General features: G+C 70.8%; 9 protein-coding genes and 1 pseudogene. 6 read left to right on the top strand and 4 right to left on the bottom strand.

All coding sequences use genetic code 11. From position 1 onward, the window contains the following. The 4 genes and pseudogenes from ACFYYJ_RS26485 to ACFYYJ_RS26470 all read left to right on the top strand — a co-directional run. Positions 1-400, top strand: a pseudogene (locus ACFYYJ_RS26485) (2-oxoglutarate ferredoxin oxidoreductase subunit alpha); the annotation flags it as partial. Continuing rightward, positions 393-1460 carry a 2-oxoacid:ferredoxin oxidoreductase subunit beta gene (locus ACFYYJ_RS26480; RefSeq protein WP_389135982.1) on the top strand — a complete coding sequence of 356 codons (1068 nt, stop codon included), beginning with the start codon at positions 393-395 and terminating at the stop codon, positions 1458-1460. The pseudogene ACFYYJ_RS26485 and the gene ACFYYJ_RS26480, both read left to right, overlap by 8 nt. Before the next feature lie 167 nt (positions 1461-1627). Next, on the top strand, positions 1628-2572 hold the full coding sequence (rarD, locus tag ACFYYJ_RS26475) for an EamA family transporter RarD (protein ID WP_385133900.1): 945 nt from the start codon (positions 1628-1630) through the stop codon (positions 2570-2572). Positions 2573-2784: 212 nt separating this feature from the next. Further along, on the top strand, positions 2785-4101 hold the full coding sequence (locus tag ACFYYJ_RS26470) for a M28 family metallopeptidase (RefSeq protein ID WP_389135979.1): 1317 nt from the start codon (positions 2785-2787) through the stop codon (positions 4099-4101). Positions 4102-4217: 116 nt separating this feature from the next. On the opposite strand, the gene ACFYYJ_RS26465 is transcribed toward ACFYYJ_RS26470, so the two are convergent. The 4 genes from ACFYYJ_RS26465 to ACFYYJ_RS26450 form a co-directional block, all read right to left on the bottom strand. Further along, positions 4218-4634 carry a hypothetical protein gene (locus ACFYYJ_RS26465; RefSeq protein ID WP_385133906.1) on the bottom strand — a complete coding sequence of 139 codons (417 nt, stop codon included), beginning with the start codon at positions 4632-4634 and terminating at the stop codon, positions 4218-4220. After that, entirely contained in the window at positions 4631-4834 is a 204-nt protein-coding gene (locus ACFYYJ_RS26460; RefSeq protein ID WP_384595905.1) for a hypothetical protein, read from the bottom strand. The genes ACFYYJ_RS26465 and ACFYYJ_RS26460 overlap by 4 nt, the downstream gene beginning before the upstream one ends. A gap of 104 nt (positions 4835-4938) precedes the next feature. Then, on the bottom strand, positions 4939-6207 hold the full coding sequence (locus ACFYYJ_RS26455; RefSeq protein ID WP_389135975.1) for an outer membrane lipoprotein carrier protein LolA: 1269 nt from the start codon (positions 6205-6207) through the stop codon (positions 4939-4941). A gap of 222 nt (positions 6208-6429) precedes the next feature. After that, positions 6430-7440 carry a polyprenyl synthetase family protein gene (locus ACFYYJ_RS26450; RefSeq protein WP_385133911.1) on the bottom strand — a complete coding sequence of 337 codons (1011 nt, stop codon included), beginning with the start codon at positions 7438-7440 and terminating at the stop codon, positions 6430-6432. 210 nt (positions 7441-7650) lie between these two features. On the opposite strand from ACFYYJ_RS26450, the gene ACFYYJ_RS26445 reads away from it, so the two are divergent. Then, entirely contained in the window at positions 7651-9147 is a 1497-nt protein-coding gene (locus ACFYYJ_RS26445; protein ID WP_389136007.1) for a peptide MFS transporter, read from the top strand. 32 nt (positions 9148-9179) lie between these two features. Then, the gene (locus tag ACFYYJ_RS26440) at positions 9180-11192 is read left to right on the top strand and encodes a CocE/NonD family hydrolase (protein WP_389135971.1); all 2013 of its coding nucleotides are present in this window, start codon (positions 9180-9182) and stop codon (positions 11190-11192) included. The last annotated feature ends 167 nt before the right edge of the window (positions 11193-11359 follow it).

Below are 11359 nucleotides of genomic sequence, written 5' to 3'. Positions count from 1 at the left end.
CCCGGCCAACCACGACCTCATGGTCCGCACCCGCCAGGCCAAGATCGACGGGATCCGGGTCCCCGACCTGGAGGTCGACGACCCGGACGGCGCCCACACCCTCGTCCTCGGCTGGGGCTCCACCTACGGCCCCATCACCGCCGCCGTCCGCCGCCTCCGGCTCGCCGGCACTCCCATCGCCCAGGCCCACCTGCGCCACCTCAACCCCTTCCCAAGGAATCTCGGGGAGGTGCTGGGGCGTTACCAGAAGGTAGTGGTGCCGGAGATGAACCTCGGGCAGCTCGCGAGCCTGATCCGCGCGAAGTACCTGGTCGACGCGCAGTCGTACACGCAGGTCAACGGAATGCCGTTCAAGGCCGAGCAGCTCGCGACGGTTCTCAAGGAGGCCATCAATGACTGAGGTGACCGACGTCCCCAAGCTGCTCTCCCTGGTCCCGAAGGCGGAGGCCAGGCAGTCCGCGAAGGACTTCAAGTCGGACCAGGAAGTCCGCTGGTGCCCCGGCTGCGGCGACTACGCCGTCCTCGCCGCCGTGCAGGGCTTCATGCCCGAGCTCGGACTGGCGAAGGAGAACATCGTCTTCGTCTCCGGCATCGGCTGCTCCTCCCGCTTCCCGTACTACATGAACACCTACGGGATGCACTCCATCCACGGCCGCGCCCCCGCCATCGCCACCGGCCTCGCCACCAGCCGCCGCGACCTCTCCGTCTGGGTCGTCACCGGCGACGGCGACGCACTCTCCATCGGCGGCAACCACCTCATCCACGCCCTGCGCCGCAACGTCAACCTCAAGATCCTCCTCTTCAACAATCGGATCTACGGCCTGACCAAGGGCCAGTACTCCCCCACCTCCGAAATCGGCAAGATCACCAAGTCCACGCCGATGGGATCCCTCGACGCACCCTTCAACCCGGTGTCGCTGGCCATCGGCGCCGAGGCGTCCTTCGTGGCCCGCACCGTCGACTCCGACCGCAAGCACCTCACGGAGGTGCTCCGGCAGGCGGCCGACCACCAGGGCACGGCGCTCGTGGAGATCTACCAGAACTGCAACATCTTCAACGACGGCGCCTTCGAAGTCCTCAAGGACAACGAGCAGGCCGCGGAGGCCGTGATCCGGCTGGAGCACGGGCAGCCGATCCGGTTCGGCGTGGACGGCCACAAGGGCGTCGTCCGCGACCACGCCACCGGCGACCTGCGCGTCGTCGAGGTCACCGAGGAGAACCAGTCCTCGATCCTCGTCCACGACGCACACGCCACCGGCCCCACCACCGCCTTCGCGCTCTCCCGCCTCGCCGACCCCGACACCCTGCACCAGACCCCCATCGGCGTCTTCCGCAGCGTCGAGCGCCCCGTCTACGACACCCTCATGGCCGACCAGCTCGACGCTGCCATCGACCAGAAGGGCAAGGGCGACCTCGGCGCCCTGCTGACCGGCAACGACACGTGGACGGTCGTCGGCTGACCGGCCCCTCTCGTACCGCGACGAAGCCCGGATCCCCCGCCCAGGGGGTCCGGGCTTCTTCGCGCCGTCACGACAATGTCATGAGTATCTCCCCGTAACGGTCGTGACATCCGGGCCGTGCGGCGCTACCTTCGTGAGATTGGCCGAAAAGTCGTACAGGAGGGCCCGTGGAGGCACAGAACGAGCAGCGCACGGGTCTGCTCTACGGATTCGGCGCGTACGGAATATGGGGGCTCGTCCCCCTCTTCTGGCCGCTCCTCAAGCCCTCCGGGGCGGTCGAGATCCTCGCCCACCGCATGGTGTGGTCCCTGGCCGTGGTCGGGGTGGCGCTGCTCGCGCTGCGCCGCTGGGGCTGGATGCGGGAGCTTCTGCGACAGCCCCGCAAGCTCGGCCTGACCGCGCTCGCCGCCTCGATCATCTCCGTGAACTGGGGCCTGTACATCTGGGCCGTCAACAACGGCGCGGTGGTCGAGGCGAGCCTCGGCTACTTCATCAATCCCCTGGTCAGCATCGCGATGGGGGTGCTGGTGCTCGGTGAGCGGCTGCGTCGTGCGCAGTGGGTGGCGGTCGGGATCAGCTTCCTCGCCGTCGTCGTGCTCGCCGTCGGGTACGGGCGGCCGCCGTGGATCTCGCTGGTCCTGGCCTGCTCCTTCGCCACGTACGGGCTGATCAAGAAGAAGCTCAACATGGGCGGCCTGGAGTCGCTGACCGCCGAGACCGCCGTGCTGTTCCTGCCGGCGCTCGGCTACCTGGTGTGGCTGAGCACCCAGGGGCAGTCCACCTTCGCGACGCAGGGGGCGGCCCATTCCGCGCTGCTCGCCGCGACCGGTCTGGTCACCGCGGTCCCGCTGGTGTTCTTCGGGGCGGCCGCCATCCGCGTCCCGCTGTCCACCCTCGGGCTGCTCCAGTACATGGCGCCGGTGTTCCAGTTCGGGCTCGGCGTCCTCTACTTCCACGAGGCCATGCCGCCCGAGCGCTGGGTGGGCTTCTCCCTGGTCTGGGCGGCACTCGCGCTCCTGACCTGGGACGCGCTGCGTACGGCGCGGCGCTCGCGGGCCGTGCTCGACGCCGCGCCCGTCGTCACGGCCGCCCCGGCGCGCGAACCGGCGTAGCGCTCCGCATCACGCACATCCCCGCTCTCACGATCCCCGGTACGAGACCCTCGTACCGGGGATCGTCCGTTTTCCGAACTGCCCTGACCGAATTGTGGTCTTGACTGACAGTCATACTCTCGCTGAACATCAGGCTCGCACTGACGCACTAACGCTCACCCGCTCGATACCGCTCGTTCCGTTTCATCCCCGCGGAATACCGGAGCCCCCACATGAGCCTGTCCGTCTCCCGGCGTCTTGCCGCCGTGACCGCAATCGCGGTCGCGGGCCTGTTCGCCGCCACCGCCCCCGCCGCGCTCGCCGCCCCCACCGCGGTGACCGCCGCCCCCACTCCACCCGACATCCCGCTGGCCAACGTCAAGGCCCACCTGTCGCAGCTCTCGACCATCGCCGCCAACAACGGCGGGAACCGGGCCCACGGCCGGACCGGTTACAAGGCGTCGATCGACTACGTGAAGGGAAAGCTCGACGCGGCCGGTTTCACCACCACGCTGCAGACCTTCACCTACAGCGGCGCGACCGGCTACAACCTGATCGCCGACTGGCCGGGCGGCGACCCCAACTCGGTCCTGATGTCCGGGTCGCACCTGGACTCGGTGACCGGCGGCGCCGGCATCAACGACAACGGTTCCGGCTCGGCCGCGATCCTGGAGACCGCGCTCGCCGTGTCCCGTGCGCAGCTCCAGCCCACGAAGCACCTGCGCTTCGGCTGGTGGGGCGCGGAGGAGCTGGGCCTGGTCGGCTCGAAGTACTACGTGAACAACCTGCCGGCCGCCGAGAAGGCGAAGATCTCCGGCTACCTGAACTTCGACATGATCGGCTCGCCGAACCCGGGCTACTTCGTCTACGACGACGACCCGACCATCGAGCAGACCTTCAAGAACTACTACGCGGGCCTCGGCATCCCGACCGAGATCGAGACCGAGGGCGACGGCCGGTCCGACCACGCGCCCTTCAAGAGCGCGGGCATACCGGTCGGCGGTCTGTTCTCCGGCGCCGACTACACCAAGACGGCGGCGCAGGCGCAGAAGTGGGGCGGCACCTCCGGTCAGGCCTTCGACCGCTGCTACCACTCCTCGTGCGACTCGCTGACGAACATCAACGACACCGCCCTGGACCGCAACTCCGACGCCATCGCCTACGCGATCTGGAACCTCGGCGCGGCCGCTCCGGTCCCGCCGGGCCCGTCCTTCGAGAACACGTCGGACGTGTCCATCCCGGACTCCCCCGGCGCCGCGGTGACCTCGCCGATCACGGTCTCCGGCGTCACGGGCAACGCCCCGGCCACCACCAAGGTCGACGTGAACATCGTCCACACCTACATCGGTGACCTGGTGGTCGACCTGGTCGCCCCGGACGGCACGGTCTACAACCTGCACAACCGCGCCGGCGGCAGCGCCGACAACCTGGTCAAGTCGTACACCGTCAACGCCTCCGCCGAGGTCGCGAACGGGGTCTGGAAGCTCCAGGCCAAGGACCTGGCCGGACAGGACGTCGGCTACATCAACAGCTGGAAGATCACCTTCTAGCCCGCGCCCTCGGACGGACGAACGGCCCCGGCGCGATCCCCTCGGATCGCGCCGGGGCCTCGCACGTGCACCGGTTACGCGTTCACGATGACGCGCTCGCGGCCACGCGCTCGCGGCTACGCGTCCTCAGCGGACGCCCGCAGCGAGGCCGACAGCGGTTCCTCCATGCGGGCGCGCAGCTCCCGCGCCACCGCCGCGACGTCCGCCCGACCCAGCTTCGCCGCCTCCACCAGGTCGCCGAGCTCCTCCGGCGAGGGCAGCTGTCTGGCCCCGGCCACGCGCAGGTACGAGCGGGTCGCGGCGGCCGCGTAGAACTCGTTCATCGGGGATTCCAGCGCCGGGCACACGGCGAGGGTGTGCAGAAACGCGGCGGCCCGCCACGCGGTGTCCGGGGCGGGCTGTTCCGGCACCAGCACGAGGTCGTTCTGGTGGCGGGCGACGGCGGCGGCCACCCCGGAGGGGTCCCACACCGCGGGGTCGGACGGCAGGTGGTGGGCCAGAGCGGTCCAGGCCCACTCCATGGTGATCTTCAATTGCCGAACCGCTCCTGGAAGTAGCCCCAGTGGTCTGCGAACTCCTCGATGCCGGAGAGGAACTTCTTCCGGTCCTCGTCGAGTTCGCGCTCCGTGACCTCGGTGATCAGCGCGGTGACCGTGGTCCCCAGCGCCGCCGCACGCGCCTTCAGGCGTTCGTGGAACTCTTCGTCCAGGCGGATGGTCACGTGTCTCGACATCCCACCACCGTACAGCGGGGCCACTGTACGCGGCACCGTCACGACGGAAGGGTGGGCCGGGACACAGCCCCGGCCCACCCTTCGAACATCCCCGCTACATACGGTTACTTGTTGGCGTCGGCCGCCTTCACCAGCGCGTCCTTGGTGACCGCGCCGACGTAGACCTTGCCGTCGTCCGTGATCAGGGCGTTGACGACACGCGTCGACAGGACGCGGCCCTCGCCGAACTTGCCGCTGACCTTGTCGCCGAGGGAGTTCATGAACTCCTGGGCCTGCTTCGGCGCGTTCTTGTCCTTCGCCGCCTTGTCGAGGTCCTGGAGGCCCTTGCCGGCGCCCGAGTCGATGCGCGCGATCGTCGTCCAGCCCTCGCCGAGGACCTTCATGTCGCCGTTCTTGCCCCCCTTGCCGTCCGGGCCGGGCGCGGCACCGTCCATCAGGCCGCCCAGGCCCGGGAAGGAGTCCAGAGCGCCCTTCCAGTGCTCGTCCGACCCGGCCTTGCCCTTCTCGCCGTGACCGGCGCCGGCCGCGCCCTCGGTCACCTTGGCGCCCTTCGGTGCGGTGAAGGCGAAGGTGTCGGCGGACGGCTTGGCGAAGTCCAACTTGGTGAAGCCCGCGTCGACGATCGGCTTGCCGCCCTGACTGGAGAGCAGCTGCACGCGCAGCGGCACGCCGTTCTTCGCGTCGACGGCGATCTGGACCGAGCCGATCGTGGAGCCGGCCTGCTTGGGCTTGAGCACCAGCTGGTAGGCGTCCCGGCCGGCCACCTGCACGGTGTCGCCCACGCTGACGTCGGTGGTCGGGCCGGCGGCCTTCAGCACGTCCTGGGCCAGCTGCTGCGGAGAGGCCGGGAGTCCCTCGCCCTTCTTGTGCTCGGCGCCCTTGCCCGCCCCCTCACCCGACTGGGGCGCCTTCTCGTGGAAGACCTCGTTGGACTTGGAGTCGTAGCCCCACACGTCGTCGCCGTTGTGGATGAGGCTGTACTCGTCCTTGCCGTCGAGGAAGGTCATCTTCTGGCGGTCCGGTCCGTCGGCCGCGACGCGGAAGGTGTGCGTGCCGTTCGCCAGCTGCGCGACCTTATCCTCCGGGTTGGCGGAGCCGCCGGTGACGCCACCGCCGCCGACGCCGGCGAGCAGGCCCGTCGCGAGCTTCGGCAGGCCCAGGTCGGTGCTGATCTTGGCGGTGCCGGACAGCTGCTCCACGTCCGAAGCGGCGATCTTCTCGATCAGCTGTTGCGCCGTCACCTTCGGCAGATCGGGGCTCCCGGCGTTGGCGAAGGCCGGGACCATCGCCACGGTCGCCGCGGCCACACCCGCCACCGCCACCGGTACGGCGTACCGGGCGATCTTGCGAGAAGTGTTCGTGTTCGCTGCCATGTCAGTGCCCTGCCCTCTGTGTCCAAGGCGGCGACCCCCGTGTCGCCGCGCTCACCCGATCTGGTGGGGTTGATGACTCCATCTGACCAAAACGGCGGCGCCGGGGCGTCACTCCCCGGACGCAAGTGCGCGTACGACCGTGGGATGACACGAGAAGGGCCCCTCCACCCCGACCCGTAGGGGTCGATGGGGCGGAAGGGCCCGTTCCGGTATTCGTCGCGACTAGCCGGCGCGGTGCACCACCGCGTCGCAGAGTTCGACCAGGGCCGACTTCGCGAAGTTCTCGGGCAGCGGCGCGAGCATGGCCCGCGCGTCCTCCGCGTACTGGATGGTGTCGCGGCGGGCCTGCTCCAGGGCGGGGTGCGCCCGCAGGCGGGTCAGCACCTCGGCGTGGCGGGCGTCGTCCGTGAGGTCGCCGTCCAGGAGGGCGACGAGTTCCAGGTCGTCCGGGTTCCCGCCCTTGGCCGCCATCTCCCGCAGCCGCAGCACGGGCAGGGTGGGGATGCCCTCGCGCAGGTCGGTGCCCGGGGTCTTGCCCGACTCGTGCGCGTCGGAGGCGATGTCGAGGACGTCGTCGGCGAGCTGGAAGGCGGTGCCGAGCCGTTCGCCGTACTGGGTCAGGATGTCGACGACGGACTCGTCGGCGCCGGACATCAGCGCGCCGAAGCGGCCGGAGACGGCGATGAGCGAGCCGGTCTTGCCGGCGATGACGTCGAGGTAGTGCGCGACCGGGTCACGGCCGTCGCGCGGGCCGGCCGTCTCCAGGATCTGGCCCGTCACCAGCCGCTCGAAGGCCTCCGCCTGGATACGCACGGCCTCGGGGCCGAGGTCGGCCAGGATGTGCGAGGCGCGGGCGAACAGGAAGTCACCCGTCAGGACGGCCACCGAGTTGCCCCAGCGGGTGTTCGCGCTGGCCACGCCGCGGCGCACGTCCGCCTCGTCCATGACGTCGTCGTGGTACAGCGTGGCGAGGTGCGTGAGTTCGACGACGACCGCGGAGGGCACGATCCCGGGCGCGTACGGATCGCCGAACCGGGACGCGAGCATCACGAGAAGCGGCCGGAAGCGCTTGCCTCCGGCGCGCACGAGGTGCTGCGCGGCTTCGGTGATGAAGGGGACTTCGCTCTTGGTGGCCTCCAGCAGACCCGCCTCGACGGCGGCCAGTCCGGCCTGGACATCGGTCTCAAGAGCCTGGTCCCGCACGCTCAGTCCGAACGGCCCGACGACGGTCACGAGGGGTACTCCTGTCTGCTGACGATCACGATGACGACCACCCGGATCGTCGACGTGTCGCTGCCATCACTCAACCCAGCGTATCGGGTCTGTTTTCGATCACGGAGAGGGCCCGTCCGGCGTCACCCGCGCACCGCCCGAACCACACCGGTATGTTCGTGAGGAGCCGAATCGACCGGAGAATGCGTTTTGTCCAGAACCACGACCGATATGGACGGGCCCGCGGATCCGGCGGCCGACCAGCCGCCGCCCGGCGACGACCGCGCCTTCCTCGGCCATCCCCGGGGGCTCGCCACGCTCTCCGGACTGGAGGTCTGGGAGCGCTTCTCGTTCCTGGGCATGCAGGCCATCCTCGTCCTCTACTTCGCTGACACCGTGGCCGACGGCGGCCTGGGCATGGACCCGGGCACCGCGGCCTCCGTCTCGGCGGCCTACGGGACCATGGTCTACCTCGTCTCCGTCGCCGGCGGTTGGCTCGCCGACCGGATCCTCGGTTCCTACCGCGCCGTGCTGTGGGGCGGCGTCCTGATCGCCTGCGGCCACTACGCGATGGCCGTGCCGACCGCCTCCATGACCTGGGTGGGCCTCGGCCTGATCAGCGCGGGCACCGGCCTGCTCAAGCCGAACGTGGCCGGCATGGTCGGCAAGCTGTACGGGACGACCGACGAGCGGCGCGACGCCGGCTTCGCGCTCTACTACATGGCCATCAACATCGGCGCCTTCGCGGGCCCCCTGATCGCCGGCTGGCTCGGCGAGCACAAGGGCTGGCACTGGGGCTTCTCCGCCGCCGCCGTCGGCATGACCGCGGGCCTGGTCCAGTACGTGCTGGGCCGCCGCCACCTCGCCGGACGCAAGCACTCGGCCGAGTACGCCCTGGCCCCCGACGCCATGCGCTCCGCCGTGACGAAGATCATCGCCGGCTGCCTCGGCTTCGCCGCGCTCGCCACCGTCCTGGCGCTCGCCGGGTGGCTGACGATGGACCGCTTCGTCGACCTGCTCACCCTCGTCTCGGTGATCGCCCCGGCCGTCTACTTCGCCGTCATGTTCCGCAGCCCCCGGGTGACGGCCGAGGAGCGCGGGCGGCTGCGCCCGTACGCGGTCCTCTTCCTGGCCTCGGTCGCCTTCAACTTCATCCTCTTCCAGGCCTACTCGACGATGATGCTGCTGGCGTCGACCAACGCCCGGACCACGATCCTGGGCTTCGACTTCCCGGCGAGCTGGTACGCCTCCGCGCTCGGCGCCTTCGAGGTGCTGCTCGCCCCCGTCGTCGCCGCGCTGTGGGCCCGGATGGGCAGCCGCCAGCCGCACGCCTCGAACAAGATCGCCATCGGGGTGATCCTGGGCGGCCTGTCCTTCCTGCTGATGGTGATCCCGACCTCGGGGCACGGCGGGGAGGCCTACGAGATGGCCGCCTGGTGGATCGTCGGCTCGTACCTGCTGCTCGGCCTCGGCGACGTCCTGCTGGAGACCTCGGGCATGTCGGCCACGACGAAGCTCGCCCCGAAGGCCTACGGCAACCAGACGATGGCCCTGTGGTTCCTCTCGCTGGCGCTGGCCAACGGCATCCAGGCGCAGGTCGTCAAGGTCTACGGCACGGTCCCCGACCCCGTGTACTTCGGCGTCAACGGCGCCGTCGCGGTCGCCGTCGGCCTGGCCGTCATCGCCCTCGCGCCGTGGCTACGGCGCACGATGCACCCCGTCCACTGAGGTCCGCCGACGTCCACCGAGGTGGTTGCCGCATGATCATCCGCACCGAGTTCCCGTACGAGTCCACCCACGAGGATGTCCGGATCCCGCTGCCCGACGGCGTCGAGCTGTACGCGCGGATCTGGCGCCCGGTCACGGACGAGCCGGTTCCGGCGCTGCTGGAGTACCTCCCGTACCGGCTCACCGACTGGACCTCGCCCCGCGACTGGCAGCGCCACCCCTGGTACGCGGGCCACGGCTACGCCTCCGTACGGGTGGACGTGCGCGGCCACGGGTGCAGCGGGGGCCGTCCGGGTGACGAGTACGACGCCCGCGAACTCGCCGACGGCGTCGCGGTGGTGGAGTGGCTGGCCGCGCAGCCCTGGTGCACGGGCTCCGTGGGCATGTTCGGGATCTCCTGGGGCGGCTTCAACTCCCTCCAGATCGCGGCCCTGGCCCCCGCGCCGCTGAAGGCGGTCGTCACCGTCTGCTCGACCGACGACCGCTTCGACAACGACGTCCACTACATGGGCGGCTCGGTGCTCGCCGTCGACATGCACGCGTGGGCGGCCACCATGCTGGCCTTCGCCTCCCGCCCACCGGACCCCCGGTTCGTCGGCGACGGCTGGCGCCAGCTTTGGATGGACCGGCTGGAATCGGTCGAACCCCTGGTCCACACCTGGCTCTCGCACCAGACCCGCGACGCGTACTGGCGCCACGGCAGCGTCTGCGAGGACTACTCGTCGATCCGCGCGGCGGTCCTCGCGGTGGGCGGCTGGCACGACCCGTACCGGGACACCGTGCTGCGGCTGGTCTCCCACCTGCCGTCCTCGCGCGTGCGCGGCCTGATCGGGCCCTGGTCGCACCAGTACCCGGACCGGGGGCTTCCGCCGGGCCCGGCGATCGGCTTCCTCCAGGAGACCCTGCGCTGGTGGGACCACTGGCTCAAGGGCACGTACAACGGCGTCATGTCCGAGCCCCTGCTGCGTTCCTGGATCAGCGGGTCGCACCCGCCGGCCACGGTGTACGAGGAGCTCCCGGGCCGCTGGGTCGGCGACCGGAGCTGGCCCTCCGCCTCCGTCGTGCCCGTGCCGTACGGGCTCCAGGGCGCGCCGGTGGTGGTCGCGTCCCCGCAGCACACCGGGCTGGACGCGGGCCGGTTCTTCCCCTTCGGCAACGACGCGGACCTGCCGCCGGACCAGCGGGAGGAGGACGCGAAGTCGGCGTGCTTCGAGTTCCCGGTGGGGGTCGGGCCCGACGCGGAGGCCGTGGAGGTCCTCGGGCGGCCGTCGGTGACGCTGCGGCTGCGCATGGACGTGCCGTACGGGCAGGTCGTGGCGCGGCTGTGCGACGTCGCCCCCGACGGCGCGTCGACGCTGGTCACGCGGGGCGCGCTGAACCTGTCGGCCCGGCGGGGGCGGGACCGGGCGGTGCCGTGGCCCGTCGGCTCGTACGAGGACGTCACCTTCGAGCTGAACGGCATCGGGCACTCCTTCCCGCCTGGCCACCGCATCCGCCTCGCGCTGTCGTCCGCGTACTGGCCGTGGATCTGGCCGCGGGCGGGCTCGGAGGCGGGCTGGATCCTGGACCCGGCGGGCAGCATCCTGACCCTCCCGGTCCGCACGGCGTCCTCCGCCGACGAGGGGATCGTCTTCGAGGCGCCGGAACAGTCGGAGCCGCTGGGCGTGTCCTACCCGGCCACCCTCGACGAACCGCGGCCGGAGCGGTTGGTCGTACGGGACGTGGCGCGCGGGGTGTGGCGGCTGGAGGTCGACCCGCGGTACGGGGGCACGCGGGTGTACCCGGACGGGTTGGAGTACGGCGAGGACGCGGTGGAGGAGTACGAGATCGCCGACGGGGACCCGCTGTCCGCGCGCACGCGCTCGGAGTGGCGGATCCGGTTGCACCGGCCGGATATGGGGTGGGACGCGCGGGTGGAGACCCGGTCGGAGATCACGTGCGACGCGGGCGGCTTCTTGACGTCGAACGAGGTGGTGTGCCGGGAGGGGGACGAGGTGGTCTTCCACCGCACGTGGGAACGCCGGTTGCCGCGCAGCGCGGGCTAGCCGGGTGGGCGCAGCCGCCCTGGCGGGCGCCCCTGGGCTCCGCCCCGGACCCCGCGCCTCAAGCGCCGGCGGGGCTGGATGCGTGTGCGGCGCCGCTGTCGGGGGCTCCGCCCCCGAACCCCCGCGCCTCAAACGCCGGCGGGGCTGGAAACGCCCCGGCCGTCCGC

It is taken from the genome of Streptomyces sp. NPDC002467, from assembly GCF_042889825.1.
Lineage (GTDB): Bacteria > Actinomycetota > Actinomycetes > Streptomycetales > Streptomycetaceae > Streptomyces.
Note: the sequence above shows the minus strand (reverse complement) of the source record. Positions and strands in the feature narration are given on the sequence as shown.

Excerpts from the sequence above, each read along its gene's own strand:
- ACFYYJ_RS26455 (WP_389135975.1), bottom strand. The coding sequence starts at position 6,207 with ATGGCAGCGAACACGAACACTTCTCGCAAGATCGCCCGGTACGCCGTA.
- ACFYYJ_RS26440 (WP_389135971.1), top strand. The coding sequence starts at position 9,180 with ATGATCATCCGCACCGAGTTCCCGTACGAGTCCACCCACGAGGATGTC.
- ACFYYJ_RS26470 (WP_389135979.1), top strand. The coding sequence starts at position 2,785 with ATGAGCCTGTCCGTCTCCCGGCGTCTTGCCGCCGTGACCGCAATCGCG.
- ACFYYJ_RS26445 (WP_389136007.1), top strand. The coding sequence starts at position 7,651 with ATGGACGGGCCCGCGGATCCGGCGGCCGACCAGCCGCCGCCCGGCGAC.
- ACFYYJ_RS26460 (WP_384595905.1), bottom strand. The coding sequence starts at position 4,834 with ATGTCGAGACACGTGACCATCCGCCTGGACGAAGAGTTCCACGAACGC.
- ACFYYJ_RS26480 (WP_389135982.1), top strand. The coding sequence starts at position 393 with ATGACTGAGGTGACCGACGTCCCCAAGCTGCTCTCCCTGGTCCCGAAG.